The 26514-nt window shown below is 64.9% G+C and carries 27 protein-coding genes and 1 tRNA gene; 10 read left to right on the forward strand and 18 right to left on the reverse strand.

The genetic code is table 11. The features are described from left to right. Positions 1-28: 28 nt before the first annotated feature. Both AC1L6K_RS04750 and AC1L6K_RS04755 read right to left on the reverse strand, forming a co-directional pair. The gene (locus tag AC1L6K_RS04750) at positions 29-415 is read right to left on the reverse strand and encodes an ankyrin repeat domain-containing protein (protein ID WP_480951578.1); all 387 of its coding nucleotides are present in this window, start codon (positions 413-415) and stop codon (positions 29-31) included. Next, positions 412-1233, reverse strand: a complete 822-nt coding sequence (locus tag AC1L6K_RS04755) for a hypothetical protein (RefSeq protein WP_480951579.1) — start codon at positions 1231-1233, stop codon at positions 412-414. Before AC1L6K_RS04755 ends, AC1L6K_RS04750 begins: the two co-directional genes overlap by 4 nt. Positions 1234-1365: 132 nt before the next feature. Between AC1L6K_RS04755 and AC1L6K_RS04760 the strand changes: the two genes are divergently transcribed. From AC1L6K_RS04760 to AC1L6K_RS04770, 3 genes are read left to right on the forward strand one after another with little or no spacing between them, the layout of a single operon-like run. Continuing rightward, positions 1366-2082, forward strand: a complete 717-nt coding sequence (locus tag AC1L6K_RS04760; RefSeq protein ID WP_480951580.1) for a histidine phosphatase family protein — start codon at positions 1366-1368, stop codon at positions 2080-2082. Next, positions 2024-3424 carry a sensor histidine kinase gene (locus tag AC1L6K_RS04765; protein ID WP_480951581.1) on the forward strand — a complete coding sequence of 467 codons (1401 nt, stop codon included), beginning with the start codon at positions 2024-2026 and terminating at the stop codon, positions 3422-3424. The genes AC1L6K_RS04760 and AC1L6K_RS04765 overlap by 59 nt, the downstream gene beginning before the upstream one ends. Beyond that, positions 3421-4158 carry a response regulator gene (locus AC1L6K_RS04770; protein ID WP_480951582.1) on the forward strand — a complete coding sequence of 246 codons (738 nt, stop codon included), beginning with the start codon at positions 3421-3423 and terminating at the stop codon, positions 4156-4158. The genes AC1L6K_RS04765 and AC1L6K_RS04770 overlap by 4 nt, the downstream gene beginning before the upstream one ends. Before the next feature lie 63 nt (positions 4159-4221). On the opposite strand, the gene AC1L6K_RS04775 is transcribed toward AC1L6K_RS04770, so the two are convergent. The 3 genes from AC1L6K_RS04775 to AC1L6K_RS04785 all read right to left on the reverse strand — a co-directional run bounded on the left by AC1L6K_RS04775 (position 4222) and on the right by AC1L6K_RS04785 (position 6979). Then, complete coding sequence (locus AC1L6K_RS04775) at positions 4222-4998, reverse strand: VOC family protein (RefSeq protein WP_480951583.1); 777 nt, start codon at positions 4996-4998, stop codon at positions 4222-4224. A gap of 199 nt (positions 4999-5197) precedes the next feature. Then, positions 5198-5686 carry a YajQ family cyclic di-GMP-binding protein gene (locus tag AC1L6K_RS04780; protein ID WP_444532897.1) on the reverse strand — a complete coding sequence of 163 codons (489 nt, stop codon included), beginning with the start codon at positions 5684-5686 and terminating at the stop codon, positions 5198-5200. 99 nt (positions 5687-5785) lie between these two features. Next, positions 5786-6979 (reverse strand): AI-2E family transporter, encoded by a 1194-nt coding sequence (locus AC1L6K_RS04785; protein ID WP_480951584.1) that lies wholly within the window; start codon positions 6977-6979, stop codon positions 5786-5788. Between the two features lie 265 nt (positions 6980-7244). On the opposite strand from AC1L6K_RS04785, the gene AC1L6K_RS04790 reads away from it, so the two are divergent. The 3 genes from AC1L6K_RS04790 (at position 7245) to AC1L6K_RS04800 (ending at position 8747) form a co-directional block, all read left to right on the forward strand. Beyond that, a complete protein-coding gene (locus tag AC1L6K_RS04790) occupies positions 7245-7610 on the forward strand; it encodes a hypothetical protein (RefSeq protein WP_480951585.1) in 366 nt (121 codons plus the stop codon). A gap of 187 nt (positions 7611-7797) precedes the next feature. Beyond that, positions 7798-7882 (forward strand) — tRNA-Tyr (locus AC1L6K_RS04795). 142 nt (positions 7883-8024) lie between these two features. After that, entirely contained in the window at positions 8025-8747 is a 723-nt protein-coding gene (locus AC1L6K_RS04800) for a hypothetical protein (RefSeq protein WP_480951586.1), read from the forward strand. 116 nt (positions 8748-8863) lie between these two features. Here the strand turns inward: AC1L6K_RS04800 and AC1L6K_RS04805 are convergent, their stop codons facing one another. Next, a complete protein-coding gene (locus AC1L6K_RS04805; RefSeq protein ID WP_480951587.1) occupies positions 8864-9106 on the reverse strand; it encodes a hypothetical protein in 243 nt (80 codons plus the stop codon). Between the two features lie 196 nt (positions 9107-9302). Here AC1L6K_RS04805 and AC1L6K_RS04810 point away from each other — a divergent pair, with 196 nt between their 5' ends. Then, positions 9303-9710, forward strand: a complete 408-nt coding sequence (locus AC1L6K_RS04810) for a thioredoxin family protein (protein ID WP_480951588.1) — start codon at positions 9303-9305, stop codon at positions 9708-9710. A gap of 126 nt (positions 9711-9836) precedes the next feature. On the opposite strand, the gene AC1L6K_RS04815 is transcribed toward AC1L6K_RS04810, so the two are convergent. The 6 genes from AC1L6K_RS04815 to AC1L6K_RS04840 all read right to left on the reverse strand — a co-directional run bounded on the left by AC1L6K_RS04815 (position 9837) and on the right by AC1L6K_RS04840 (position 15785). Continuing rightward, complete coding sequence (locus tag AC1L6K_RS04815) at positions 9837-10115, reverse strand: putative quinol monooxygenase (RefSeq protein ID WP_480951589.1); 279 nt, start codon at positions 10113-10115, stop codon at positions 9837-9839. 187 nt (positions 10116-10302) lie between these two features. Continuing rightward, positions 10303-11046 (reverse strand): GolD/DthD family dehydrogenase, encoded by a 744-nt coding sequence (locus AC1L6K_RS04820; protein ID WP_480951590.1) that lies wholly within the window; start codon positions 11044-11046, stop codon positions 10303-10305. Then, on the reverse strand, positions 11043-11507 hold the full coding sequence (locus AC1L6K_RS04825) for a ribose-5-phosphate isomerase (protein ID WP_480951591.1): 465 nt from the start codon (positions 11505-11507) through the stop codon (positions 11043-11045). The genes AC1L6K_RS04820 and AC1L6K_RS04825 overlap by 4 nt, the downstream gene beginning before the upstream one ends. A 27-nt stretch (positions 11508-11534) precedes the next feature. Next, positions 11535-13259 carry a dihydroxyacetone kinase family protein gene (locus AC1L6K_RS04830; RefSeq protein ID WP_480951592.1) on the reverse strand — a complete coding sequence of 575 codons (1725 nt, stop codon included), beginning with the start codon at positions 13257-13259 and terminating at the stop codon, positions 11535-11537. A 34-nt stretch (positions 13260-13293) separates the two neighbouring features. Continuing rightward, positions 13294-14598 (reverse strand): MFS transporter, encoded by a 1305-nt coding sequence (locus AC1L6K_RS04835; protein ID WP_480951593.1) that lies wholly within the window; start codon positions 14596-14598, stop codon positions 13294-13296. A gap of 59 nt (positions 14599-14657) precedes the next feature. After that, positions 14658-15785 (reverse strand): zinc-binding dehydrogenase, encoded by a 1128-nt coding sequence (locus AC1L6K_RS04840; RefSeq protein WP_480951594.1) that lies wholly within the window; start codon positions 15783-15785, stop codon positions 14658-14660. Between the two features lie 190 nt (positions 15786-15975). On the opposite strand from AC1L6K_RS04840, the gene AC1L6K_RS04845 reads away from it, so the two are divergent. Further along, positions 15976-16953 (forward strand): sugar-binding transcriptional regulator, encoded by a 978-nt coding sequence (locus tag AC1L6K_RS04845; protein WP_480951595.1) that lies wholly within the window; start codon positions 15976-15978, stop codon positions 16951-16953. A gap of 35 nt (positions 16954-16988) precedes the next feature. On the opposite strand, the gene AC1L6K_RS04850 is transcribed toward AC1L6K_RS04845, so the two are convergent. Together AC1L6K_RS04850 and AC1L6K_RS04855 are read right to left on the reverse strand one after the other, a co-directional pair. Further along, positions 16989-18470 carry an FGGY-family carbohydrate kinase gene (locus tag AC1L6K_RS04850; RefSeq protein WP_480951596.1) on the reverse strand — a complete coding sequence of 494 codons (1482 nt, stop codon included), beginning with the start codon at positions 18468-18470 and terminating at the stop codon, positions 16989-16991. Positions 18471-18583: 113 nt separating this feature from the next. Continuing rightward, on the reverse strand, positions 18584-19537 hold the full coding sequence (locus AC1L6K_RS04855) for a DNA-3-methyladenine glycosylase family protein (RefSeq protein ID WP_480951597.1): 954 nt from the start codon (positions 19535-19537) through the stop codon (positions 18584-18586). A gap of 123 nt (positions 19538-19660) precedes the next feature. Here AC1L6K_RS04855 and AC1L6K_RS04860 point away from each other — a divergent pair, with 123 nt between their 5' ends. Further along, positions 19661-20359 carry a WXG100 family type VII secretion target gene (locus tag AC1L6K_RS04860; protein ID WP_480951598.1) on the forward strand — a complete coding sequence of 233 codons (699 nt, stop codon included), beginning with the start codon at positions 19661-19663 and terminating at the stop codon, positions 20357-20359. On the opposite strand, the gene AC1L6K_RS04865 is transcribed toward AC1L6K_RS04860, so the two are convergent. Next, positions 20335-21300: a LysR family transcriptional regulator gene (locus tag AC1L6K_RS04865; RefSeq protein WP_480951599.1), complete on the reverse strand. Its 966-nt coding sequence runs from the start codon at positions 21298-21300 to the stop codon at positions 20335-20337. The genes AC1L6K_RS04860 and AC1L6K_RS04865 overlap by 25 nt on opposite strands. A 175-nt stretch (positions 21301-21475) precedes the next feature. On the opposite strand from AC1L6K_RS04865, the gene AC1L6K_RS04870 reads away from it, so the two are divergent. Continuing rightward, positions 21476-24952, forward strand: a complete 3477-nt coding sequence (locus AC1L6K_RS04870; RefSeq protein WP_480951600.1) for a bifunctional proline dehydrogenase/L-glutamate gamma-semialdehyde dehydrogenase — start codon at positions 21476-21478, stop codon at positions 24950-24952. 42 nt (positions 24953-24994) lie between these two features. On the opposite strand, the gene AC1L6K_RS04875 is transcribed toward AC1L6K_RS04870, so the two are convergent. The 3 genes from AC1L6K_RS04875 to AC1L6K_RS04885 all read right to left on the reverse strand — a co-directional run bounded on the left by AC1L6K_RS04875 (position 24995) and on the right by AC1L6K_RS04885 (position 26449). After that, positions 24995-25396 carry a VOC family protein gene (locus AC1L6K_RS04875; protein WP_480951601.1) on the reverse strand — a complete coding sequence of 134 codons (402 nt, stop codon included), beginning with the start codon at positions 25394-25396 and terminating at the stop codon, positions 24995-24997. 10 nt (positions 25397-25406) lie between these two features. Then, positions 25407-25799, reverse strand: coding sequence for a helix-turn-helix transcriptional regulator (locus AC1L6K_RS04880; protein ID WP_480952698.1), 393 nt, complete (start codon positions 25797-25799; stop codon positions 25407-25409). 65 nt (positions 25800-25864) lie between these two features. Further along, entirely contained in the window at positions 25865-26449 is a 585-nt protein-coding gene (locus AC1L6K_RS04885; RefSeq protein ID WP_480951602.1) for a P-loop NTPase family protein, read from the reverse strand. Positions 26450-26514 lie beyond the last annotated feature (65 nt).

Here is a 26514-nt window from a genome sequence, read left to right on the forward strand (position 1 = left end):
TGCCGCTGTCGGCCTGTGCCGGTGGAGCTCAGCCCAGCAGGTGCCCGCGGCCAAACATGTCGGCGGCAGCACGGGCGGAGGGGGTGCCGGCATCGAGGTCGGCACCGGCCGCCACGAGCAGGGCGCAGACAACGTCTTCGCCCTTGAACAAGGCGCCGGCAAGCGGGGCCTGGTCCCGGCCATTGCGGATGTCCACATTGGCGCCGCGGTCAATCAGCATTGACACGGTTGCGGGCTGGCCCTGGTAAGCGGCCAGCATCAGCAAGGTGTTGCCGTCGGGGTCCTGGACATCCACGGGGATCCCGTGGTCTAGGAACTCGGCCAGCTCCGCAGTTTTGCCCTCACGGGCATGATTCATGGCCAGGGCAATGGCCTGGGCGGTCTGGTCTTCATTCAGCGGGGAAGTGTTGGTCATTTCTCCACAGTAAACGATGGGCCGCGGCTTTTCCGCTGGCAATCGTCGGACGGGGACAGATCCAGCCCGCCGGCGGCCACAAAATCCGCCACCTGTTGGGGGTCGTCGCCATGTTGGCGGGCAAAGAGGTGGAGGATGGTCGGGGCCCGAGAGTTCCATTCGTCGTTGGCCCACACTGTTACGCCCTGAAATGGCGGGCTGGCCTGCGAGGGCATTTCCGCCATCAGGCCGGCCAGCGCCAGCAGCGCCTCCGGCCCGGCACCGTCAAGCAAGGCGGCAGGGAAACGGGGGACCGCAGTCCAATGCCCAGCACGGAAAGGTTCCCCCGGCCCCGGCCCCACCGGTGCAATGTGAAAAGGCCGCTCAGACCAGCCCTCCGGATCCCCTGGGCTGTCCTTGCCCGGTGCCGGATCGGCTTTCCAGGCCCGCAGGTCCCCATCCAGTGCGCCGGTGCCCACTGTGGCCACGCGCTTGTGGGCGGGCAGGCGGAGGGCGGATGCCGCCGTCGTGCTGTCCGGGAAGGCGAAGAAGACGTGCAGGGTGGGTGTGGAGGTTTCTGCCAGCGGTTCGCCGACGGCGTCGCCCACGGGCTGCCAATTCAGCGAGATGTAGAGCTGGGCGGCGGTGGCTCCGGCCACGGCGGTGAACGCACGGCGCAGGTGGGCGTAGCAGTGCAGCAGGTCGGCAGCGGAGTCGGGCCCAAAGGCAATGGCCGGATCGTTGAGCCGGAGCACAAAGTGGCCCTCGGTCAGTGGAAACGCCGGACGCCTGGCACTCCAAAACGTGGAGGAATACAGGTGCGTGCGAATCGGAGCCAAGGCAATCCCCTCCCAGCGGACGTGCGCAGCATGGATGCCCTGTCAGCATAGCTCAAGCGGTGGTTCGCACGGTTGGGACGGGCACCGCCGGGCGTACACCCAAGGTTCAGCCCAATAGGACAGAATGGAGTCATGCGACTGATTTTGATTAGGCACGGCCAGACACCCAACAACGTACGCAGCCTGCTGGACACCGCCATCCCGGGGCCGGGGCTGACGCCCTTGGGGGAGCGGCAGGCATCCGCGGTTCCCGCAGCTGTCGCGGGGCAGGGCATTGATGCGCTGTACATCTCCAATCTCACCCGCACGGCATTGACGGCGGCGCCGCTTGCCGCCGAACGGGGCCTCGAACCCGTGGTCCGGGACGGCCTGCGGGAGATCAGCGCCGGAAACCTGGAAATGAAGGGCGACCTGGCCTCCATCGAGGCGTACCTTGGCGCCGTGAAATCCTGGCTCAGCGGCGATCTGTCAGCACGCATGCCGGGAGCCGACACCGGCTTTGACGTGCTGGAACGTTTCGACGCCGTGGTGGCGGAAGCCGCCGCGCATGAAACCGTCGCGATGGTCAGCCACGGAGCCATGATCCGTTTTTGGGCGGGGCACCGGGGCATCAACATCGACTGGTCGGACCCCAAATACCACGACCTGTCCAACACCGGAATTGTCACCCTCGACGGCCAACCCACAGGCAGCACAGCACCCGGCGGCTGGGAGATCCAGTCCTGGCAGGGCGCCCCGGCTGGCGGCTTGAACGGCTTGGACGCCGACGGGCCCACGGCCGAACTTACGGTTGACCCCCTCACAGCGGCCGCCATCCGAGCCAACACCCTCGGGGCTGAACACCATTAAGAACCAGCAGCGCGGGGGTGCAGGGGAAGCCGCGGCTTCCCCTGCCGCAACCGTGCCCGGAACCGCAGTGCCCGGGGCCGTTGCCCCGGCGTTGGGGCACGCACCAACGCCCTTCACCACCGTCACTCTGTGGCGGATGAAGGGGATCAGCTGGGTGTGGCTCGGCACCGCTGTCGTGTGCATTGCACTCCTTGCCGTCGGCGCTCCGCTGAACATGAATTTGTATCAGATGGTCCTGCCCTACGCCCTGGGCATGTCCATCCTGCACTCCGCCTCGCTGGGCCTGACGGCTGCCCGCCCGGTGGCCGGTGTGCTTGTCTCGCTCGTGCCGATGGCAGTAATGCCGCTGGTGTCGGTTCCCGTGGGCGCAGCACCCATGCCCTTCAGCGTGGTGGCCATGATCACCCAGGTCCTGGTGATCTGCATTGCCGGGCTGCGCGTGCACTGGATGGTGCCGGCCGCCGCATGGCTGGCCAGCGTCGTCGTGGGTGTCGTCTCGAATTACCTGACCATGCCGGACGGCCTGACCGAAGGTGCCCAGAACAACGTTGTTATCTTCGCAGCCGTGTCCGGCGGGCTCATGGTCGCCGCCGTGGTGGCCCAGCAGTGGCAGCACATGCGGACAGAACTTGCCGCCGAACGCAGTGTCAGTGCCGAGGAGCAGTCACGGCGCCGGCTGGCCGAGGAACGCACCCGCATTGCCCGCGAACTCCACGACGTCGTGGCCCATGGCATGTCGGTTGTCGTGGTGCAGGCAACCACCGCCACTTACCGGCACCCCGGCCTCAGCGATGAACTGAAACAGGAATTTGATGACATTGCCGCCAACTCCCGCCGGGCCATGACAGAAATGCGCAGCATGCTCGGATCATTGCGCAATGCTGAGGCCGGCCGGCAACTGGGGCCCCAGCCCACACTTGCAGACCTTCCCCGGCTTTTTGCCTCGGCCCGGTCAGCGGGGGTCCACATCCCGGAACCTGAGCTGTCCTGCGTCGAAGGCCATGACATTGGCGAGGTCATTGCGCTCACCACCTACCGGATTGTGCAGGAGGCCCTGAGCAATGTCATCCGGCACGCGCCCGGGGCGACTGTCCGCGTGGCCTTTGCCGTGAAGGGCAGCAGCCTGGCCGTCTCGGTGATCAATTCCAGTTCGGCCGTGGGCGCTGTAATGGCGCAGCTGGACAAGGGCTCGCACGTGGGGCAGGGGTTGATTGGGATGCGGGAGCGTGCTGCGATTGTGGGCGGCTCGGTGGTGTGCGTGCCAACGGCCGACGGCGGATTCAGCGTACGGGCCAAGCTGCCCCTGAGCGCTGTCAACGGCAAGGGAGGTGCCCGGCCATGAGCATCAGAGTGCTGGTGGTGGACGACCAGGCCATGGTCCGTGAAGGGTTTGCCGCCCTGCTGGCCGCCCAGGAAGACATTGAAGTGGTGGGACAGGCGGAAAACGGCGCCCTTGCCGTGGAACTTGCCGCCCTCCACCACCCGGACGTTGTGCTGATGGATGTCCGCATGCCCGTCATGGATGGCCTTGAAGCGGCCAGGCTGATCCTCGCCAGCGCCCCTGCCTGCGACAGCGGCAATGCTGCCGGTGAAGATGCTGACGCAGACGCCGATGCCGATGCCGATGCCGACGACGCCGGCACCACCCATGTGTTGATGCTGACAACGTTCGACGTGGATGACTACGTTTATGACGCACTGCGCCTGGGCGCCAGCGGGTTCCTGCTCAAGGACGCCCTCGCCGATGAACTGGTGGCGGCCGTACGGATCGTGGCCTCGGGCGAGGCACTTCTGGCCCCCTCCATCACCAAAAGGCTGATCGAGCAATTCGCCGATTCGAGGGCACGGCCGGAACTTTCCCAGGACCGCCTTGGCGGCCTCACCGAGCGTGAACTTGAGGTGATGACGTTGATTGGCCGGGGATTTTCAAACCAGGAAATAGCCGACGAACTGTTCATTGCCCAGCAGACAGTGAAAACACACGTCAGCAAAATACTGGCCAAGCTGGGGCTGCGCGACAGGGTGCAGGCAGTGGTGCTGGCCTACGACACGGGGCTCGTGGAACCGGGCAGCTGACGGGGCACGGCGGCCAGCCGCCTTGCCCGACAGTCCCGTCAGCTGCCTCAAGAACCCGATTCTTTAGTGCGGCGGCTGGATCAGCTTGAACATGGCACCCGTGCAGTCGCTGAGCCCGGCAACCCGGCCATAAGGGGAATCCTCGGCGGCATTGATGACTGTGGCACCCAAGGTCAGGGCCAGCGCGACGGTGGCATCGACGTCGTCCGCCTGGAAGTACACCTGCCAGCTGGATGGCGCCTTGGCCGGCAGGAAAGTGGCGGCATCCATGATGCCTGCAAGCTCCTTGCCGCCGTCAACCAAGTTGGTGTAGCGGAACTCGGGTGTGTCGCTCATGACCGAGGCCTGCAGGCCGAAGACGTCCCGGTAGAAAGCAACGGCGGCCGCGTAGTCCTTGCTGTGCAGCTCGTGCCAGGCAGCGGCGCCGCTCGTCCCGTGGGCCTGAAAGCCTGTGTGGCCGCCAAATTCCCACAGGCCGATGGAGGCCCCGCCGGGATCCCCGATCATGGCCATTTTTCCCTGCTCGGGCACGTCCATGGGTTCCAGATACACGACGGCCCCGGCATCCTTGGCGGCGGCCACGGCCTCGTCGATGTTGTCCACGCGCAGATAGGTGGACCACATGTCAGGGTGGCCGGCCCCGTTCTCCGGGCTCTGCATGAGCCCGGCGACGCTCTTTCCGTCCTTGAACGCCGTGGTGTAGCCGCCATATGTTGCTTCGTCCCCGACCTCGTAGCTCCAACCAAACAAGGCGGTGTAAAACTCTCGGGACCTCGTCATGTCAGAGGTCAACAGATCGATCCAGCACGGCGCTCCGGCGGGGAAATTCTGGGGGGTCATGACAGCTCCAGACGTTGGTGGGGGTTGCGGACATTTGTGGGGGCAAGTGAAGACTATGCCCGGCGCTGGCCTGCAGGCAAGGGCAAAAAAGCGCCTACCGGCTGAATGTTCACTCCCAAAGTTCAGGGAATTCAGCGGCAGGCGCTTTTTTGCTTCAGGCGTGCCGCGAAAGTCGGGCCATACCTGGAAATGGCAGTGGTTAGCGCATGTTGACGAACTGCAGGTCGGCGTCCTCGAACTTGCGCAGCATGGCCATGACTTCCTGGAGGTCGTCGCGGCTCTTGGAGCTCACGCGCAGCTCGTCACCCTGAATGGTCGACTTGACGCCCTTGGGGCCTTCGTCGCGAATGAGCTTGTTGATTTTCTTCGCCACGTCCTGGGCGATGCCTTCGACGATTTCCGCTTCGAGGCGGTATTCCTTGCCGGAGGCGAACGGCTCGCCCGCATCCAGCGACTTCAGCGAGATCCCGCGCTTGATCAGCTTGGATTCAAAAACATCCATGACAGCCATGACGCGTTCCTCGGAGTTGGCCTTGAGCAGGATCTTTTCTCCGCTGAAGTCAATCTCGGCACCAATGTTCTTGAAGTCGTAGCGCTGGGCCACTTCCTTCTGGGTCTGGTGCAGGGCGTTGGCGACCTCTTGCTTGTCCACTTTGCTGACGACGTCGAACGTTGACTCACTAGCCATGATTCCTCCATGTGCTTGGAAATTTGAGCGGTTGATCTGCATACAAGCCTAGCGCCCGAGGGCCCCAAAACGAGCGAAGCGAGTTTTAGGGAGGGCCCGTTAATGTACGGATTGCGCCTTGACAGCCTCGGTGTCGCGGCCGGTCCAGATCTTGACGACGGACCAGCAGACGGCGGTCAGGGGCACGGAGAGCACGGCGCCGACAAGTCCGGCGAGGACGGTGCCGATGGTCAGCGCCAGCAAGATCACCAGCGCGTGCAGGTTCAGGGCCTGGGCCATGACGACGGGCTGGAGGAAGTTCCCCTCGAGCTGGTTCACCAGGATCACCACGCCCAGCACGATCAGGGCGACGATGGGGCCGTTGGCCACCAATGCGACCAGGGTGGCGAGGATGCCGGCGAACGTGGCACCAACCATCGGGATGAAGGAGGTGATGAAGACGATGGCCGCCAGCGGCAGTGCCAGCGGCACCTGCAGGATCCACAAGGCGATGCCGATGCCCGCGGCGTCGACGAACGCGATGGTGGCCGTGCCTCGGATGTAGCCGCCCAGGGTTTCCACGGTGCGTTTACCGCTGGCACGCCACTTCGGCTCGTGGCTGCGCGGTATCCAGGACAGGAAGAACGCCCAGATCCGGTCGCCGTCCTTGAGGAAGAAGAACAGGATGACCAGAAGCAGCACCAGCCCGGCGAAGAAGCTGCTGGCGGCGGACAGCCCGCTCAAGGCCCCGGCGCCGAACTGGCTGCTGGTGAGGAAGTCGGTCACGGTGGTCACGCCGTCGTCGATCTGTTGCTGGCTGATCTGGAACGGCATCTCCTGCACCATGCCCTGCAGCTGGTGAAAGCCCTCGACCGCCTGGTCCACCAGGCCGGACCACTCGGCCCGGACGGCGAAGACGATCCCCGTCCCGATGCTGCCGAGGATTACGAGCGAACCCAGAAATACTGTCCAGGCCGCGAGCATGGCTGACATGACCTTGCGCGCCAGCCGCACCAGCGGCCACAGGGCGCTGGAGAGGATCAGGGCGATCAGGAGCGGCAGCACGGCGAGGCTGACCTGGGACAGGCCGAAGACCGCGACCCCGACCAGTGCCAGGACCACCAGGACCTGGGCCGCCCGGGTCGCTGTGCGTCCCAACGGATTTGCCCAGAGCAGTGCCACCCGGTCGCCGGGGGCCACACGGGCATCAGCCGGCCCGAGGGCGTCGTCGTTTACGTGCCGGCCTCCGGCACTCGCCGGCACGGCCGGTGCGAGGTCGCGGGGGGCCCTTCGGCGGAAGGGACGGAAACTCATGGTGTGGCCTCTTTCGTCATGGTTCCAACTCTAGGGCAGGGATCGTGCGCGGGCCGGTTAGACCGCCCATGGACGAGTCGCGGGTTTGCGGGATCGCCCAGGCCTGGCGGGAATATTTGGCGGCACGGCCGGCTTGTTTCGGGCGAAGGACCCGCAATATGGCGCCGCATTCGGCTCACAGTTTTCTCGGAGGATTCCCGGGGCAACCACACATTTGCGATTGACAATATTGTGGGTATTGGAAACATCAGCAGTAGGAGGACCGATGACGACAGATGAAAGCGCCGCGCCGACACCTGCCACGGAGCTGAACACGTTCCGGAAGCAGGCTCCCGGAACGCTGCCGGCCGCCGGCACAAGGCACAAGGTCGGCAGGAAGAGCGTGGGAACTGCCATGGCCGCCGTCACCTTGGCCGCTGTGGCTGTGTTGGGTGGGCCGGGTTTGGTTGGTGGCACGGCATCCAGCCTTGACCCGGCGAGCATCATCGGTTCCCCGCCAAATTCCGTGTCCTCCCGGATCGCGGGAGTCCACGAGGACATGGCCCGTGCCGTGCAGCTGCAGCAAATCACCGCTGAACAAGCGGCCTTCCTGGAAAATCAGTTGGTCAAGAGGATTCAAAACGAGGCCTAGGCCGCCGTAGCGGGCCGACTGTCGCGGCAACTGTACTGTCGCACAGGCGGATTTCAGCTGTTTTTTGGCTGATTCCGGAGCCTGGGAGTTCTCGATTCGATTCTTGGGCAAATTCCTAGTATTGTTTTACTGCTTCCACTTGTTGGGGGCGAAAGCCCGGCCCGATGTTTTGGGTTTGGCTGGCCTTGGCAGATTACCCGAGTGGCCAAAGGGGGCTGACTGTAAATCAGCTGGCAACGCCTTCACTGGTTCGAATCCAGTATCTGCCACCAAGCATGAACGAAACCCGGAACCGAGCGAGAAATCGCCGGTTCCGGGTTTTTTCGTTGCCCAGCCGAGGCGGGGGAGCATCCCCGCAGCTGTTCTGTTCCCACACCGCCGGAAAACCGGGCCCGGGCGAACTACAGTTAAGGCATGGAATACGTCGTGCCCCTGCTCATTTTGTTGGTCGTTGTCATTGCCGTGGTTGTGGCGGCCCGCCTGATGGGACGACGAAATCGGGTTTCGCAGGAACCCGCACAGAATCACAGCACCGAAGCCGGCCCATCCCCTGGGACTGCCGCAGCGAACTCTGCCCAGGCAAACCCAAAAGGGGCCAAGGGGTCGCGCCGTGGGCGGGAGATTTCCAGGGAAAGCGCCGTGGAAGCCAGTGCAAGGCTCACTCCGGAAAGCCACCAGCGGGTTTATTCGTTGATTGCCCAGCACCAGGTGCTCAACGCCGTGCAGGCTTACCGGAAGGCGACGCGCATGGGACTGGGTGATTCCGCAGCGGCGGTGGCGGCGTTGGCGCAATTCCCCCAGCCGTCGCCGGAGGGTGCAAGTCCTGCGGTCCGGGAGGCGCCCCTGACTGTTGAAGACATCATGCAGGCCGCCCCCGAGGCCGGGAGTCCGGTCGCCGACGTCCAGCCAAAGCCGGCCGCCACCCCCGCCACCTACCGCTATCGGGCCATCGTGTCCCGCGGCGACGATGTCCGCGAGGTGGCCAGCACGCGCCTCAACGAGGACATCTTCCGCCACATCCGTGACTTGGCCCAGTCGGGGAATTACGACGGCGCTGCCCGCCTTTTGCGTGACCATGCGGACATTGGTGAGACTGACGCGCGGGAATTTGTGTCGATGATCGGGCCCGAGGACTGACGGATCCGCCTGCGGGGTCCGGACGCCACGGCCGGCCGCTGGAGTTCAAGCCGGGGCGGTCCTTAAACAGGAACGCCCGATCCGCGAACGGATCGGGCGATTTACCTGAAACAGGCTCAGCCGGCCTGCTTCCCACTTTCCAGTACAAAGCCGTCCTGATGGTGGATGAGCTGGCGACCCATGCCGGAGTCAAGCTGGATCCACAGGCACTGGCGGTTGTTGGACAGCGTCTCAACCCGGCCCGACAAGCGCCAGCCGCGCTCATTGACCAGGGCGACCGGCTCGTTCTTGGCCAGCACCGGCCAAACGTCGTGGTTGTCGGGGGTGATGAAGGGGCGGTGGTGAATCGGTCGTGTCATGGTTTCTCCTGGTGTGAAAGTCATCGCTGCTTCCTGTTCTCGTAGTCAATACCGCCAGCATGCGCGCCCAAGATGAATCCGCTGTGAACTGCGTGTGTCTTTCCACCCAAAACCCGGTGAAAGTGTCAAACGGGATGATTCAAGCGCTGAGCGAAACCGGTAGCCACGGTTCATGGGGTCACGTACCGTTGAGTCCATGGCTACTGTTGAAATCACCACCGAATCCTTCGGCACCACCATTGAATCCAACGACATTGTGATCGTTGATTTTTGGGCATCCTGGTGCCAGCCCTGCGTACGCTTTGCGCCCACCTATGAAGCTGCTTCGGAGAAGCACGACGGCGTCGTGTTCGGCAAGGTCGACACCGAAGCGCAGCAGCAGCTTGCGGCAGAAGCGAACATCACCTCCATCCCGACGCTCATGGCATTCCGGGAAAAAGTGCTCGTTTTCGCCCAGCCCGGTGCGCTTAATGGCACCCAGCTTGATTCGGTCATCGACGCCGTCAAGGCGCTGGACATGTCCGAGGTCCACGCGGCAGTTGCGGCCAAGCAGGCCGAGGTCCAAGACCCGGCCAAGCAGGCCGAGGACCCCGCCGCCGAATAGTCTTATGTGAATTTTTGCGTTGATCGGGCGGAGCTGCCGCCGTCACTTCACAGTTGTGGCCCCGGAATCCGTGATTCCGGGGCCACAACTGTGAAGTCACGCTTCGCATGGAACGGTGGGCGGGCTTTAGAGCCTGTCCAGCTTGACGGGCTCTGCCAGCAGGGCGCTCAACGACTCGTTGAGATCCTGCACGGCGATGCCCTTGCTGTGATTGTCCAGGTCTGCCTCGGACGCCCACTGCTCGGTCAGCACGATCTTCTCGTCCGATTCCTCGGTGATTTCGTATTGGATGCAGCCGGCTTCTTCAACCACCTGTTCAACGGCGATCTCGAGCGCGAGCTTCACACGGAAGAATTCGCCCTCATTGGGGAGGAAAGTGGCCTGTAGGTTGATGATCTCGCTCATGGAATCAGCCTAGGCGATGCGGCCGCACAGACGGGAACTGTTCCACTCTGTGACCGAAATCTTTGCGCGCACGGGCTGTCAAAGTGCAAGCTGCAACGGGAACACAATGCCGTTGCCCGCCCCAATGGGCAGGCAACGGCGTTCGGGGGCTCGTCAGACAGGAGGACGGCCGGTCAGGCCGCACCGCCTAGATGCTGGAGTAGCCGCCGTCGATCAAGATGTTTTCGCCGGTGATCATGCCGGCATTCTCACCGGCCAGGTAGGCGATCAGGGAGGCGACTTCCTCCGGTTGGGCAAACCGGCCCACCGGAATCTGTTGCTTCAGTGCCTCGCCTTTCTCGCCGGCCCAGGCCAGCTTTCCGAGCGGGGTCTCGACAACCGTGGGGGAGACGGCATTGACGGTGACCCCGGACGGCGCCCATTCCATGGACAGGACCTTGGTCATGCCGACAATTCCGGCCTTGCTGGCGCAGTAGGCCACATGCTCGTCCAGCCCGATCACGCTTGCCTGAGATGCGAGGTTGATGATGCGCCCATAACCTGCCGCGGTCATGAACTTGCCCGCAGCCTGCGCCATCTTGAAGCTGGCGCTGAGGTTGACGGCAAGCGTGGCTTCCCATTTCTGCTCGGACAGATCCAGCGCCTTGTCCAGAAGCGCGACGCCGGCGGAATTGACCAGGATGTCCACCTTGCCCGCTGCCGACACGACCTCGTCGATCGTCTCGGCGCCGGCACCGGAAGCGGTCAGGTCCTTGGCAATCCCGTGGTGCCCGGTTCCGGGGAGTTTGGCCATCTCTGCCTGAACGGCGTCATTGAGGTCGACGCCGAAGATCAGGGCGCCGCGGGCGGCAAAGTAGTGCGCCACGGAATTCCCAATGCCGCTGGCTGCGCCGGTGACGACAACGGTCCGGCCGGCAAAATCGTTGTTCACGCCTGCTCCTCGTATCCGCAAATGGCGTCCACCTTGTCCGCCGACGCACTGCTTTCGTCAAAGGTGTATTCCAGCCATTCGCGGGCGAGCCGGCGGGCCAGCTCCACGCCGATGACCCGCTGGCCCATGCACAGGACCTGGGCGTTGTTGCTGAGGACGGAGCGCTCCACGGAGAATGAATCATGTGCAGTTACTGCGCGGATTCCCTTAACCTTGTTGGCGGCGATGGCAACGCCCAGTCCGGTCCCGCAAAACAAGATTGCCCGGTCCGCGGTCCCGTCGGCCACCAGCCTTGCCGCATTGACGGCGATGTGGGGATAGGCCGTTGTGTCCTGGGCGTCAACACCCACATCAATGATTTCGGCGACGAGACCGTTCGTTGCGAGGTCTTTTTTGAGGATGTCCTTGTATTCAACTCCGGCTTCATCGCTGCCGATAACAATGCGTAATTTCTGCGTCATGGTTGGTTCCTTAGGTGGTGGGGGAAATTAGGACAGCCGAGAGGGCGCCTGCAGCTCGGCAAGCGCGCTGACCAACAGGGCCAGGGACGTTGCCCCGGCGTCCGGGGTGCCGATGGACTTGGCTGCCAGGGGGCGTGCCCGGCCAAGCTTGGGGCTCAGGGCGGCGGTTGCTGTTGCTTGTTCGGTGGCTATGGCGGCAGCGCCCTGCCAGGCGCCGGTGAAGTCCAGCCCGCCGGCCACATGGGCGGCCAGCGCCTGGTTGAAAGGCAGGAGTGCGTCAACGAGTGTCTTGTCGCCGATGGTGGCACGGCCCAGCTCCAGGATGGCATCGGCAAAGGCATGCGCCGCCGTCACGTAGTCAGCCGGTGCATAGCTGGAGCGGTCATTTTCCAGAGAAGTTCCTGCGGCCTCCAGAGCGGCGCCCCACAACACACCGGAGGTGCCACCGGCCTTCTCAGCCCAAGCCTGGCCCGCACGCTGCAGCACCCAGGCAGCTCCAGCACCGCTCTCGGCGGCGGCGGTTGCGGCCCGAAGCGCTGCATCGACGCCCTTGACCATGCCACGGCCGTGGTCGCCGTCGCCGGCCACGGCATCAATCTCGCCCAGCCGCTGTTCATGCTCATGGAGTGTGGTTGCCATGATTTCCAGGCCGGCCACCACCGATCCTGCAAGTTGTGCCGAAGCCGCTGAGAAGGCAGGGGCCGCAACGGCTTCCTGCTCCGCCTCGGCACCGTCCTGGCCAAAGCTCTCGAGGGCCGCGACGGGCGCCGCCTGCTTGCGGTAGGCGGGGGTGTAGGCGTCAGCCTTCCAAAACGTTTCCAATTCCGTGTCGAGCCACATGAGCGTCAGCGACGTGCCGCCCATGTCAAGGCTCGTCACCAGCTCGCCCACTTCAACATCCACCAGTTGCAGGCCGGCGTCGCGCAGGCGTTTGGAGACCGGGCCCCAGAGCAGAAAAAGCTCCTCGTACTTGGTGGTGCCCAGTCCGTTGAGGATCACGCCGACCCTGTTGCCAGCGGCAACGGGGGCTGATTCCAGCAACTTGTCGACCAGCATGCCCGCCAAGGCCGTTGCCGTCGGCATCACTTCGTCGCTGATGCCGGGTTCCCCGTGGATGCCCAGGCCCAGGCCGAGGTGTCCTTCCGGGACCTCAAAGAGCGGCTTGTCGGCGCCGGGCATGGTGCAGCCTGAGAAGGCGACGCCAAGCGTGCGGGTGGCTGCGTTGGCAGCACGGCCGGCTCGTTCCACGCCGTCCAGGTCGAGGCCGGCCGCGGCCGCGGCACCCATGACCTTGAAGACGGTGAAATCGCCGGCAATGCCGCGGCGCTTTTCCTCGTCGTCGGAGGAAGCGATGTCGTCGGTGACCACCACAATGCGGGTGTCAATGCCTTCCTTGCGAAGGCGCTCGGCCGCAATGCCGAAGTTCATGTTGTCACCGGCGTAGTTGCCGAAGCTGAGCACCACGCCCTGCCCCTGGTTGGCGGCCTTGGCCACCGAATACACCTGCGCTGCGGACGGGGAAGTGAAGATGTTCCCCACGACGGCGCCCGTGGCGAAGCCGGTGCCCACAAGCCCGGCGAATGCAGGATAGTGGCCCGAGCCGCCGCCAATGACCACAGCCACCTGCGGTCCGCCGCTGCGAAGTGCCACGGCGCCGCCGGCAACGCCGCGCAGGCGGTCCGCGTAGATGTCAAGGAAGCCCTCAAACTGGTCATCCGAAAAATCTGCTGGTGAATTGAATATCTTGGTCATTGATGCTCCAGGGTTTTTGTAATGAAGGGTGTGCTCAGAGTTTGTGGCCGCGGGCGGCGTCTTCCGGCACCTTGAGGAAGTGGGTCAGGACGAAGGCCACGCAGTAGAGGGCCACGAACGCCCAGACGACGCCGGTGTTCCCGCCCCACGGTTGCACCACTGCCACGACGGCGGCGCCCAGGAAGGCGGCACCTCCAGCTGCGGTGGTGTACATGGCCATGGCGGCACCTTGGTGGTTGGGGACCAGCGCAGGCATGATCGCACCCATCGGCACGAAGCCGGCCAACAGGATGCCGAAGATGACGCCTGCCAGCACCGACAGCCAGTAGCCCCAGTCGGAGCCGGGTGCCACCAGATGCGGTACGTACCACCAGGCGAGCAGGCCCAAGGCAGAACCTGCGATGCCGAACCAGCGGACGGTGCGCAGCCATCCCCACTTGTCGCCAATAGCTCCGAAGACGGCGTTGAAGGCGATGTTGGAGGCGTAGACAATGACCGTCATCATGAGCCACTGGGTTTGTGACCAGCCGAGCTGGCCGGCGATGACGGCGGGCAGGACGATGAACATGCCGAACTGCGGCGCGGTGTTGATCAAGCGGACAAGGAAGCCGGCCAAGACACGTGGTTCGCTGGCCAGGAGCCGGAGTCCGCCGGTGAGGACCTGGGCCGTGGATTCGTCGGCTGGAGCGCGGCGCTTGGAGCCGCTGGGCTCCTTTACCCCAAACCAGACAATGGCAAAGCCGATCGTCACCAGGGCAATCGAGGCCCACAGGGTTTTGGTTTCCCCAGCCGTCCCGCCGCCGAAGCCGGGGATGGCGAACACTGCGAAGAGTGACCCAAAGGTGGGCAGGCCGCCCGTGAACATCACATAGAACCAGCCGACGGCCGTGCCCTTGCGCTTGACGGGAACCACGTTGTTGACCCACACCAGGAAGGAGAAGGCGAACAAGGGGTAGCCCAGTCCTCGGATGAAGTAGGTGACGAAGATTGCCACTGCTGATCCTGTGCCCAGGCTCAGCAGGAACAGGACTTCAAAGACCACCCAGAGCACGAAACCCAGGGCCATGACCCTGCGCGGCCCCACCAGGTCCGACAAGGCACCTGAAAGGTAGGACGCAACCATGACGGCCACACCGTAGAGGGTGATGATGGTGGGAACCAACGCAGCTTGGCTGCCGAGGGCTTCTGCCATGTGCGGGGAGATGAAGTTGGATTCAACGCCGTTGCCGGTCATGAAGACCAAGACTGCGATGAACCCCCAACGCAGCGGTTGCGGGATGCCGATCCGGTCAAGCCAGGTGTCGGGTGCCTTTTCCGGCGTGCGGGTAAGTGAAGTCATGGTGTAAAACGCCTTTGTTTTGTGAGCGGATGGGCTCTGTTTTGCTGCTTTCGGGCAGGCTACTTCGCGGATCCGGGGAGGATGGAGACCTTCACGGAAGCGCCGGCGGTGTCGCCGACAAGGTCCAGTGCGTCCTGGAACTTGTCGAGGGGGAACTGGTCGGTGCAGATTTCGTCAAGGGGCAGGATGCCTGATTCGATCATCTTGATGGCGGCGGGCCAGCAGTGCGGGCCGAGGTGCGCGCCGCGGACATCGAGTTCCTTGTCGTCGCTGATGATGGACCAGTCGACGGTCACATCCGAGCCGAAGACCGAGTATTCAACATAGGTGCCGAGCTTGGCCAGCAGGTTCAGGCCCTGGCCAACAGCTGAGGGGTGGCCTGTTCCTTCGATGTAGACGTCGGCGCCGTAGCCATCTGTCAGCTCCTTGATGATCTGGACGGCATCCTCACGGCCAACGTTGATGACCATGTCGGCGCCGCACTTGGTGGCCAGGGTGAGCTTGTCGTCGGACATGTCCAGGGCGATGACCTTCAAGGGGTTCTTGGCTTTGGCGCCGGCAACCATGCCCAGGCCGATCGGGCCGCAGCCTGCGATGACGACGACGTCGTTGAACTTGATCTCTGCGCGTTCCACTGCGTGCAGTGAGCAGGAGAGCGGTTCGGCGAAGGCGGCGTGGGCCGGCGGCAGGTCGTGGGAGACCTTGTGGGTCAGTGCCTTTACAGGGATCAGTGCGTATTCTGCCATGGCGCCGTTGTAGTTGCGGAAGCCAAACATGTCGTGGGGGCCGCACATCCAGTACTGGCCGCGGATGCAGTAGCGGCATTCGCCACAGGGTACGATCTGCTCGCAGGCGATCCGGTCGCCGACTTCCAGGCCGTGGTGTGCAAGGCCCTTCTCGTCGCCGAGAACTACGGTGCCCACGAACTCGTGTCCGGGGGTGACGCCGGCCTGTGCCCAGGCGGGACGGTTCTCGTCGCCCCAGAACTTCGGTGCACCGTGGTAGCACTTGAGGTCGCTGGCACAGACACCAACAGCCTCCACCTTGATCAGCAGCTCGCCCGGGCCCGGGACGGGGACCGGGAGGGTTTCCATGACGTAATTTTCGGGTCCGTGGACAACAACTGCCTGCATGGTTGCGGGCACGGTGTCGGATGTGGGAACAGTTTCAGCAGCGGTGGTGGTCATTGTTTCCTCCAGTGGAAGTGTGATGCAGCTCAATGGTTCAAGTGTGGAGTCACCGTGAACAAATGTCAAGAACATAATTTCCGAGGTACGGATTCGTGAAATTTTGTTCACGAGAACGTTTGCTTCGCGCTACCATGGAAACAGGCCCGCCGTGGGGCAGGCCACAAATGCAATCAGGGAGAATGCGCAATTGGGGACTGAAACTGCCACCGCCGAAGGCAGCGCCTTGAGCCGGTTTCCGGTGGAAACGCTGTATCAGGCTGCCCGCATGTACTACCTGGAAGACGTGAACCAGGCCCGGATTGCTGAAGTCATGAAGGTTTCACGCCCCACCGTCAGCAGGCTCCTGCAGGAGGCGCGGCGCGTAGGCATGGTCAAAATTGAGGTGATTCACCCCTCCATGGCGGTGACGGACTCGCTGGCCGCGGAGCTGGCCGAAGCCCTCGGCTTGGAAAAGGTTTATCTTGCGGATGCCGACCAGTCAGGCCGCCTGGGTGCGGGTCTTGCACCGTTGGTGGGCGAGGCCATGCGGGACATGGAGCTGGCCCCCGGTGACATTTTGCTGGCTTCCTCCGGCCGCACCATCTATGAGCTGGCAGGGGCGCCGCTGCCCGCACTGCCCGGCGTGATAGTTGTCCCCACCGTGGGCGGACAAACTGAACCGGAGCCGTGGTACCAGACGAACGAGATTGCACGCTCCATCGCGGAACAGACAGGTGCCCGACCGGCCTTCCTGTGGACCCAGGCGCTGCCGTCACCGGAAATGTTTGCGCTGCTCCAGCATGACCCCGACTTCCAGCGGATCCAGCGGCTGTGGGAAACGGCGAAGGGTGCCTTGCTGGGCATCGGCGCCCCTCCGACCACCCGAAGCTCCATCTCCCGCTTCATCCCCAAGGACAACGATTCGCTATCACGGGCAGCGGGGGACATCTGCCTGAACTTCTTTGACGCCGACGGGGCGGAAATACACTTCCCGGGCAGCGAAAACATGATTGCCACACCGCCGGCCCTGCTGCGTTCCATTCCCTGCTCCGTGGGGATTGCGGTGGGTACGGACAAGGCTCGAAGCATTATCGGAGGGGCAAAATCGAAGTACTTCCGGCGCCTGGTGACGGATGTCCGGACGGCAAAGGCCATTCTGGAAGTCGTGCAAGTGGCAGCAGTCTAGAAAGAGTGCCGTCCGGTACCGAAATCAACCAGGAGTCAGGCGCCTTCGCGCTGGATGTGCGCCAGTGCATGCATATGCCCGCTTGTCGCGGGATACAGTCGGCAGTAGTTCTCGAACAGGGTGTTGTACAGGCCTGCTGTTGTCAGGTCCGGTTCCACCGCGCGGCCCATGCGCGTCCAATCGGTGTCCGGCGGGACCGCTCCGGTGGCGATGGCAGCCATCAGCGCGTCCCCGTAACTTGCGCCGATGGTCTGTTCCGGAATGATTTGGGGCAGTCCAAGGATATCGCTGACGAGTTGCGTCCACAGCGTTCCCTGTGTCCCTCCGCCTACGGCCAGGATCCGGTGAATCGGCTGGCCAGAACTTTTGAAAAGGTCCAGGCTCTGGCGCAGGCCGAAGGCGATGCCTTCCAGCGCAGCCCGGACCAGATGGCCGCGGCCGTGCCGCAGGGTCAGCCCAATGATGGTTCCACGGGCGTCGCGGTCAAGGATCGGCGAACGTTCGCCGGCAAAGTAGGGCAGCATCAGCAGCCCGGCGGCGCCGGGCCCGGCCGCCCGGGCCTCTTCCATTAGCGTTTCCATCGGGACGTCGCCAAAGAGGTGCGCCAGCCAGGTGATGAGGCTTCCGGAGGTTGCCATGCCGCCGGCCAGGGTGAGTGTGCCCTGCTCCACACCGGCCGTGGTCCACAGCTGGGGGTGCGCGTGGAAGTCGCCCAGCACTTGCATGAAGAACATGGTGGAGCCATACATCAGCATGAGGTCGCCGGGTTGGCGGACCCCGGCGCTGAAGCCCTCGGCCCACGCATCGACTGTCCCGGCGCACACCGGAGTGCCTTCCGGGAGTCCCGTCAATGTGGCAGCGCCGGCGGTGACCGTGCCAACGATGTCGGTGGACCATGCGAGCCGCGGCACGGGAATATGGCGGCTGATTGATGCCGCACGCTCCGGAATCCAGTCCTGCCGGTGGATGTCATACAGGGGATCGAACTGGCTTGCCGTGTGATGGTCCAGGACGTATTCGCCCGTGAGCTTGGCCGTCAGGAAGGAACTGGCGCTGAACCAGTGGCGGGTGGCCGCGAAGATTTCCGGCTCTTCATCGGCAACCCAGCGAAGCTTCGGCCCTACTGCCTGGGATGAGAGGGCTTTGCCGCCGATGGAGTAGATCGCTTCTTTGCCGATTTCCCTGTTCAGGTCATGGATCTGCTGTTCGGCGCGTGTATCGACGCCATAGAGGATGGCCGGGCGAAGCGGGGTGAAGTCAGCGTCGGTGACAATCAGGCACGGGCCCATTCCGCTGACGGAGACTCCGGCAACCGCGGCTGGATCCTGCCTGGTGAACAGTTGACTGCACAGTTCAATGACCTCGGCCCACCACGTACTTTCCGCATCGAATTCCGCCCAGCCCGGCCGGGGGAGGGACACTTGGTGAGCGATGGTGGCCGTGTCCACAATCGAGCCGTCCGCGTTTGCCAGGATGGCCTTGCTGCTTCCGGTGCCTACATCGATGCCGAGGAACATGGAGTGACCGCCTAAATAGTGGGGGCATGGGCTGGCTCCCCCACGGGCCGCCATCAATGCCGAATGTCTCCATTATGTGTTGCATCGGCGCCGGTGGCACCCCCGGGCCATGGTCAGTGTCCGCGGTGGTCCTGGATTGTCATTCTCGGCCCAAATGACGGTTTGCGGAAACCGCTCAATTGCAGCATCCGCACCACACGCTGCCGGTGCCCGCGCCATGGCTCAAGCAACTCCAGCATGCCGGTGTCGTCCACAGCCTTTCCGGCCAGCGCCCACCCGACATAGGCGGCCAGGTGGTAGTCGCCCACGGCCACCTGGTCGGCGTCGCCATGCGTGCGCTGGGTGACTTCCGCGGCAGTCCAGGCGCCCACTCCGGGGATGCCCTGCATTTTCGCTGCGGCTTGCACTGCCGTGAGCCGGCCCAAACGTTCCAGGCCCGACGCCGAACGCAGCACCCGCATGACGGTTGCCGAACGCTGCGGCCCGACCCCTGCCTTGTGCCACTCCCAGGAGGGGATGGCCGCCCATTGCTGCGGGGTTGGGGCCACCACCAGGTCTCCCGGGACCTCCGCATCGGTCCCCGCTCCGGGCGCCGTGCTGCCAAATTTTCGAAGCAGCGTGGCGTACCCCCGCTGGGCCTCAATTGCGGTGACCTTTTGTTCCAAAATGGCGGGCACCAGCGCGTCAACCACACGCCCGGTGGCGGGCAGGCGCAGCGCCGGGTGCCGCCGTCGTGCTTCCCTGACGCGCCCGGGAAGGGTTGCGGTGAACTCCGGCGTATCGAAGTGGGACCAGTCGTCGTGGGCTCCCAGCAACGCAGGCGAGGCGGCCAGTGCGTGCTCGGCGCCGGGCCCCCACGTGCGGATGTGCAGTTCGGTGCCGTGCTGGGTGATGCGCAGGGTGGCCGGGCCGGAGGGTGTGTTGAATGCCAGCCAGGCCGTGCCGGGAGCCAGCCGGATCGTGGCGTCGCCGGGTCCGCGGCCGAGGATGCCCAGCGTCCGGTGCAGGTCGTAGGGCCCGCCGGCGTTCCAGACCATCGCTGGTTCGGTGGCTGCTGCGGTCGTCATGGTTCCATGGTCGCACGGTGCGTGCCGCGTCGGAGCATGCCGGTGGGCACCTCTCCCCATGGAACTGTGCAGCGGCGGCGCGTACGCTCTAAAAAAGGGTATTTCAACGCGGCGGGGGCAACAGTGTCAGGATTCATCGGGTCGGACCCGGAAGAGCTTCGCAGTCTTGCCAAGCACATGGACGGCGGTGCCGATCAGCTGGACGGGCTGCGCGAGCAGTTGGGCGGCCGCTTTCAAAGCGTCCGATGGGACGGTGCGGACGCGCAGCGGGCGAAGGGGGAATTTCGCACGGTCCACGCACGGAAAATCGCGCAGGCTGCCGTCATGCTGCGGGACACGGCCAAGCTCGTGCGCAAGGACGCTCAGGAGCAAACGAGCATAAGTTCCGAGGGCGGTTCAGGGACGGGCCACTCCGGCTTGGAGATTGCGCATGCGCTCCCGTTGTTTATTGACGCCGACGATCTGCCGGGAGCTCCGGGGCCGGAGGGCGGGCCCGGGGCCAAGCCGTTTGACTTCGAGATCGCGAAGGCGCTCCCGTTGATTATTGACGCCGACGGGCTGCCCGAATTGCCGGACGAGACGGGTGGGCGCTTTACGCCTCCGATAGCGCGGGCCATTCCATTGGAGATACCCTTCCCGGGACCCGTGGCGGAGGCCCTGCCGGACCGGATCAACGTCGAGGACGCACCGGATTTCCGGGAGCCTGCCCACACATTGCCGGACCGGGTGAACATTGACGACGTTCCGGGACTCCGGGAAAAGCTCGAGGATCTGGGCCAGCCCCCCGTGTACGAGGCTTATTCCGGGCCGGAGTCCAAATAGCCGGGATCGGTACCCTGCCCGCCTGAGATGTCCAGCGCCGTCTGCGCCAGGATTTCCCGGCAGGCCAGGATGGCAGGACGACGGCGGCTGGCCCGCCGGGCTGCCGTGAACACCGTCCGCCGGGGGAGCCCGGGCAGCTCGGTCAGTGTGAGCGCCGGTTCCCGCCCGGTCCACATCAAGTCAGGCAGCAGTGCCACGGCGTTGCCGGATTCGATGAGGCGGACCTGGGCCTGAAGGTCGGCAGTCTCAAAGCGGACGTCAGGTTCAAAGCCGGCCTGCCTGCACGCCTGCTCGGCCCAATGCCGGGAGGCTGCGCCGCGCGGCTCCATGACCCACGGCAGCCCGGCTGTGTCCTCGATGTGGGTGATGGGTTCGGTGCGCATCCTGGCCACTGTCCCGGCGGAGCCTGGAAAAGGTGCGGCCAGCCGTATTGCATCGGTTGTCAGCACCACCTTGTCCAGCTCCGGATGCCGGGGTGCGGCGTGGCCGGGATATTGCTCGGCCACCACCATGTCGAAATCACGTGCCCACGTCTCATACAGTGCCGTCTCCGGTTCGCGCTGTGTCATTTCAATGCGCACCTCGGGATAGCGCTGCGACATCGCCGTGAGCAGTTCCGGCAGCAGGGCCAGGGCAGCCGACTGGAACACGGCCAGCTTCACCGTGCCGGCAACTGTTGTCAGCGAGGCTGCCATGTCGGCCTCGGCGCGCTCGAGCGACTCCACGATGTCCGCCGTGTGCGCCACCAGGATCTCCGCCTGGGCCGTCAACTGGACCCGCCGCCCCACCTTGCGGAGCAGTTTCACCCCCGCTTCCTTCTCCAGCAGGGCCAGCTGCTGGGACACCGCCGACGGGCTGTATTGCAGGGCCAGTGCCACATCCGCCAGGGTTCCGCGGATGTGCAATTCACGCAGCAGCCGCAGCCGTTTTACGTCCAACACGGGACACTCCAGATAGTTAAGAAGAATTGACGGATATTCGTCAAAAAACACCACTTTTACTTATTTGATATTAGTCGCATACTGGAGCTAATGGGAACCCCTGCAGCGTCAAGGACGACGCCCCGGAAGGTTCCACCACAGCTGAGGCACCAGTAGAAACGAGCCCACAGAAGCCATGACAAGCACAGCACCTGCGGCCACCGCCGCGAACATCCCGGTCCCCGGCAATGATCTTGCCAACGAGACCATCGACTTGGTCAGGCATTGGCTGACTGAAGCCGCCAAGTTCCCTGTTGACGTGTCGGCCCAGCGGCTGGCCGGAGTGCTGAAGGACCCCCAGGGACTGGAATTCACCGTCGGTTTTGTGGATGGCGTCATCCGCCCCGAAGACCTCGCTGTTGCGGGGCGGAATTTGGCCGCGCTGGCCCCGAAGGTGCCCGGGTTCCTGCCCTGGTACATGCGCGGCGCCGTGCGCCTGGGCGGGGTCATGGCCCCCGTCCTGCCGCAACTTGTCATCCCGATTGCCCGCAAGGTGCTCCGCGAGATGGTGGGCCACTTGATAGTCGACGCCACCGACGCCAAGCTGGGCCCCGCCATCGCCAAGATCCGGGCGGGCGGAACCGAGCTGAACATCAACCTGCTCGGCGAGGCGGTCCTGGGCGAAAACGAAGCCAACCGCCGCCTGCAGGGGACCTTGAAGCTGTTGGCGCGGGACGACGTCGACTATGTCTCCATCAAGGAATCCTCCACCGTGGCCCCGCACTCCGCCTGGGCCTTTGACGACGCCGTCAACCACGTGGTGGACAAGCTCACCCCGCTGTACTCCCTGGCCAATTCCTTCGCGACACCGAAGTTCATCAACCTGGACATGGAGGAATACAAGGACCTGGGCATGACGATCGCCGTGTTCAAGCGGATCCTGGACAAGCCGGAATTCCTGAAGCTCGAGGCCGGGATCGTGCTGCAGGCCTACCTGCCGGACACGCTCGCCGCCATGATCGACCTCCAGGAATGGGCCGCAGCCAGAAGGGCCGACGGCGGCGCTCCCGTCAAGGTGCGCATCGTCAAGGGTGCGAACCTCCCCATGGAACAGGTGCAGGCGTCCGTGTTTGGCTGGCCGCTGGCCACCTGGGGCACCAAGCAGGATTCCGACACCAACTACAAGCGCATCGTGAACTACGCATTGACTCCCGAACACATCAACAATGTGCACATCGGCGTTGCGGGCCACAACCTCTTCGATGTGGCCCACGCCTGGCTGCTCGCCAAGGCGCGCGGCATCAACACCGACACCGGGCAGCTGGAATTTGAGATGCTGCTGGGCATGGCCACCGGCCAGGCCGAGGCTGTCCGGCGCGACGTCGGCTCCCTGCTGCTGTACACGCCCGTGGTCCACCCGGGCGAGTTCGATGTGGCCATCGCGTACCTGATCCGCCGGCTGGAGGAGGGCGCCAGCCAGGACAACTTCATGTCCGCAGTGTTTGAGCTCTCCGACAATGAAGCCTTGTTTGAGCGCGAAAAGAACCGCTTCCTGGCCTCCCTCGCCGCGCTGGACACCTCGGTGCCGACCTCCAACCGGGTGCAGGACCGCAACGGGCCCGCACCGGCACTTGAGGCTGGCGCCGGCGGCTTTGCCAACACCCCCGACACCGACCCGGCCCTGGCAGCCAACCGGGCATGGGGCAAGGAGATCCTGGCCCGCATCCCGTCCTCCGTGCTCGGCAATGACCTCGTCGCGGCGACCACCATCACCGACGTCGCTGAGCTGAACCGCATCGTGGACACCGCCGTCGACGGTGGAAAGGCATGGGGCGCCATGGGCGGTGCCGCGCGCGCCGCCATCCTGCACCGCGCCGGCGAGGTCCTTGCCGAGCGCCGCGCGGAGCTGCTGGAGGTCATGGCCGCCGAGACCGGCAAGACGCTTGACCAGGGCGACCCGGAGGTCAGCGAGGCGATCGACTTTGCCCACTTTTATGCCGAGCGCGCCAAGGACCTGGAAACGGTCGACGGCGCAACGTTTGTCCCGGCGAAGCTCACCGTCGTGACCCCGCCGTGGAATTTCCCGGTGGCCATCCCCGCCGGGTCGACGCTGTCGGCGCTGGCCGCGGGTTCCGCTGTCGTGATCAAGCCGGCCCGCCAGGCCCAGCGCAGCGGTTCCGTCATGGTCCAGGCGCTGTGGGACGCTGGCGTCCCCCGCGACGTGCTGGCCCTGGTCCAGCTGGCCGAGTACGAACTTGGCCAGGCCCTCGTGGCCCACCCGGCCGTCGACCGGCTCATCCTGACCGGCGGCTATGAGACGGCCGAGCTGTTCCGCAGCTTCCGCACCGACCTGCCGCTGCTCGCCGAGACCTCCGGCAAGAACGCCGTCATCGTCACGCCCAGCGCCGACTTTGACTTGGCCGCCAGGGACGTCGTCCAGTCCGCGTTTGGGCACGCCGGGCAGAAGTGCTCCGCCGCCTCACTCGTGATTATGGTGGGCTCCGTGGCGCAGTCGCCCCGGTTCCGGAACCAGCTTCTGGACGCGGCAGCCAGCCTCAATGTCGGCTATCCGGAAACCGCCACCAGCCAGATGGGGCCCATCATCGAGCCGGCTGCGGGCAAGCTTCTGGGCGCCCTGACGTCCCTTGACGCCGGCGAAGCCTGGGCCATCGAGCCCCGCCAGCTGGACTCCACCGGGCGGCTCTGGTCCCCGGGCGTGCGCACGGGCGTCGCGGCGGGCTCGCACTTCCATCTGACGGAATTTTTCGGCCCCGTCCTTGGCGTCATGACGGCGGAGACGCTGGAAGAAGCCATCGCGCTGGTCAACCGGACCGAGTACGGCCTGACCAGCGGCCTGCATTCACTGGATTCGGCGGAGATCGGGCTCTGGCTGGACACGATCGAGGCCGGAAACCTGTACGTCAACCGTGGCATCACCGGCGCCATTGTGCAGCGCCAGCCGTTTGGCGGCTGGAAGAAGTCTGCGGTGGGTGCCGGCACGAAGGCGGGCGGACCCAACTACCTGGCCGGCCTTGGCAGCTGGCTGCCCGCCGAGTCCACAGCCACGGCGCCGCTGGGCGACAATGCCCGCAAGCTGCTCACGGCCGCCGCGCCGGTGTCCGATGCTGCCGGACTGTCCGATGCGGAGCGCGGCTTTCTCACGCGTTCGCTGCACAGCGACGCGGCAGCCTGGGCAGCGGAGTTCGGCGCGGCCAGGGACGTCTCCGGGCTGTCAGCCGAACGCAATGTGTTCCGCTACCTGCCGCTGAACCCGCTGGTCCGCCTCGCCGACGGCGGTTCCCTGGCGAAGCTGCTGCGCGTGCTCGCGGCAGGAATCCTGGCCGGGGCGACACCTGAAGTCTCCTCCGGCGTCGAACTTCCCAGCGCAGTCAAGGCACTGTTGGTGAGCCTGCGCATCCACGTCACAGTGGAAGACGACGACGCCTGGCTCACCACCGTACGCCGCTTTGGGGCCGGGCGGATCCGCTTGATTGGCGGGGATGCCGCGGCAGTGTACGAGGCAAGCGGCGGGCGCCCGGACCTGGCCATTTACCACGGGGAGGTCACCGAGGCCGGACGCATCGAGATGCTGCCGTTCCTGCACGAGCAGGCCGTCAGCATCACGGCGCACCGCTTTGGCACCCCCGACCACCTCTCGGACGGCCTGATCTAGGCCCCCTTCCCCATGCGCCTACGGATGCGCATGGGGGAGGGATCAGGACTGGGAGACGCGGACCATGTTCCCTGACGGGTCGCGGAAGGCGCAGTCGCGCGGGCCCCACGGCTGGTCGACGGGTTCCTGGAGGACCTCCGCGCCGGCCGTGACGGCCTTCTCAAACGTGGCGTCGAGGTCGGTGGCGCTGAAGTTGATCATCGGCAGGACGCCCTTGGCGAGCAGCTGGGCCATGGCGTCGCCGTCCTCCTGGGAGCGGCCGGCGTGCGGTTCGGAGAGCACAATGCCCAGGCCGGGCTGTGTGCTGGTGCCCATGGTGACCCAGCGGAAGTCGCCGTTGCTGACGTCGTTGGAGACTTCCAGGCCCAGGGCGTCACGGTAAAACGCGATGGCTTCGTCGGGATTGTTGACTGTCAAGTGGGTGTATTGCAATGAAATGGTCATGACAGCCACGTTAGTGCTGTGACGCTGCCGGCGCTTCTTCGATCCTGCTCGACTTGGCGTTGCGGGCCGGCCTGGTCGTGGACCTGACGAAGCACGGGGGCATGGACTCGACGGCGCTGTGGTCCCGGGCCTTGTAGCTGCTGGGCGTCTCGCCCATGATTTCCGTAAAGCGCGTGCTGAAGGAGCCCAGCGAGGTGGCGCCAACGGCCATGCACGCATCGGTGACGTTCATGCCCGCCCGCAGCATGGCCGAGGCGCGTTCGATCCGCCGCGTCATGAGGTAGCTGTACGGCGTTTCACCGTAGGCTGCCCGGAATTTGCGGGAGAAGTGGGCGGCGGACATGAACGCCTTGGCCGCGATGGTGGGCACGTCCAGCGGTTGGGCGTAGTCCCTGTCGATCATGTCCCTGGCCCGCCGCAGCAGCGTGAGCGTGGCCAGCTCCTCCGACGCCGCATCCTGTGTGCCGCTCACGACCGGCCCCCGCGGGCCGGCTCGGCAAGCATCGCCGCCAACCGTTCCCGCCACATCTCAACTTCGGCGGGCGATGTCAGCCGGACCACGTGCAACTGCGGAAATTTCGACTCCAGCGACGGCACCAGCGCCTTGAGCGTGTGTCGCGTGCGCCAGCCCCAACGGATGATGTGGTCGCTGTCGGTGAAAAACGTCCACAGCGGACCCTCGAAGTTGTTGTTCCAGAGCTCCTCGCCCCGCAGCCGCCGCCGCACCGTGCGCCGGATCAGTCGCGCCATGGAAACGCGCACCGGAAAATCGAGCCATACCAGCGTGTCCGCCCGCCCGGCCAGCAGCCGGCGCATCTGCCGGTACTGCCATTCGGTGACCCAGCCCGGCGCCTTGGTGAGCCGGTCGACGTCGTCCGCAAAGCCTGCGCGCGGCGTCCAGTTCGGCCCGTGGTACAGGCTGTCGAGCTCCGTGCAGGGGAGGTCCAGCATCCGGGCAAGCTGGCCGGCGAGCGTTGTTTTGCCCGAGCCGGAAACCCCTGCCACCAAGACGCGGCGCGGCCGTGCGGGCAGGGGATCGGCAGCCGTATGCATGCCTCAAGTTTATTGCCGTCGGAGCCGTAAACGGTAACCAGTCTTGGCTTGCCTCCGGAGGGCGG

The organism is Specibacter sp. BI4 (assembly GCF_056680095.1).

Bases quoted from the DNA above. Each gene is read 5' to 3' on its own strand.
- AC1L6K_RS04825 (WP_480951591.1), bottom strand. From the start codon at position 11,507: ATGACGCAGAAATTACGCATTGTTATCGGCAGCGATGAAGCCGGAGTT.
- AC1L6K_RS04880 (WP_480952698.1), bottom strand. From the start codon at position 25,799: ATGATCGACAGGGACTACGCCCAACCGCTGGACGTGCCCACCATCGCG.
- AC1L6K_RS04885 (WP_480951602.1), bottom strand. From the start codon at position 26,449: ATGCATACGGCTGCCGATCCCCTGCCCGCACGGCCGCGCCGCGTCTTG.
- AC1L6K_RS04840 (WP_480951594.1), bottom strand. From the start codon at position 15,785: ATGACCACCACCGCTGCTGAAACTGTTCCCACATCCGACACCGTGCCC.
- AC1L6K_RS04855 (WP_480951597.1), bottom strand. From the start codon at position 19,537: ATGACGACCGCAGCAGCCACCGAACCAGCGATGGTCTGGAACGCCGGC.
- AC1L6K_RS04870 (WP_480951600.1), top strand. From the start codon at position 21,476: ATGACAAGCACAGCACCTGCGGCCACCGCCGCGAACATCCCGGTCCCC.
- AC1L6K_RS04830 (WP_480951592.1), bottom strand. From the start codon at position 13,259: ATGACCAAGATATTCAATTCACCAGCAGATTTTTCGGATGACCAGTTT.
- AC1L6K_RS04780 (WP_444532897.1), bottom strand. From the start codon at position 5,686: ATGGCTAGTGAGTCAACGTTCGACGTCGTCAGCAAAGTGGACAAGCAA.
- AC1L6K_RS04785 (WP_480951584.1), bottom strand. From the start codon at position 6,979: ATGAGTTTCCGTCCCTTCCGCCGAAGGGCCCCCCGCGACCTCGCACCG.
- AC1L6K_RS04835 (WP_480951593.1), bottom strand. From the start codon at position 14,598: ATGACTTCACTTACCCGCACGCCGGAAAAGGCACCCGACACCTGGCTT.
- AC1L6K_RS04770 (WP_480951582.1), top strand. From the start codon at position 3,421: ATGAGCATCAGAGTGCTGGTGGTGGACGACCAGGCCATGGTCCGTGAA.
- AC1L6K_RS04800 (WP_480951586.1), top strand. From the start codon at position 8,025: ATGGAATACGTCGTGCCCCTGCTCATTTTGTTGGTCGTTGTCATTGCC.
- AC1L6K_RS04775 (WP_480951583.1), bottom strand. From the start codon at position 4,998: ATGACCCCCCAGAATTTCCCCGCCGGAGCGCCGTGCTGGATCGATCTG.
- AC1L6K_RS04750 (WP_480951578.1), bottom strand. From the start codon at position 415: ATGACCAACACTTCCCCGCTGAATGAAGACCAGACCGCCCAGGCCATT.
- AC1L6K_RS04850 (WP_480951596.1), bottom strand. From the start codon at position 18,470: ATGTTCCTCGGCATCGATGTAGGCACCGGAAGCAGCAAGGCCATCCTG.
- AC1L6K_RS04815 (WP_480951589.1), bottom strand. From the start codon at position 10,115: ATGAGCGAGATCATCAACCTACAGGCCACTTTCCTCCCCAATGAGGGC.
- AC1L6K_RS04805 (WP_480951587.1), bottom strand. From the start codon at position 9,106: ATGACACGACCGATTCACCACCGCCCCTTCATCACCCCCGACAACCAC.
- AC1L6K_RS04760 (WP_480951580.1), top strand. From the start codon at position 1,366: ATGCGACTGATTTTGATTAGGCACGGCCAGACACCCAACAACGTACGC.
- AC1L6K_RS04790 (WP_480951585.1), top strand. From the start codon at position 7,245: ATGACGACAGATGAAAGCGCCGCGCCGACACCTGCCACGGAGCTGAAC.
- AC1L6K_RS04875 (WP_480951601.1), bottom strand. From the start codon at position 25,396: ATGACCATTTCATTGCAATACACCCACTTGACAGTCAACAATCCCGAC.
- AC1L6K_RS04810 (WP_480951588.1), top strand. From the start codon at position 9,303: ATGGCTACTGTTGAAATCACCACCGAATCCTTCGGCACCACCATTGAA.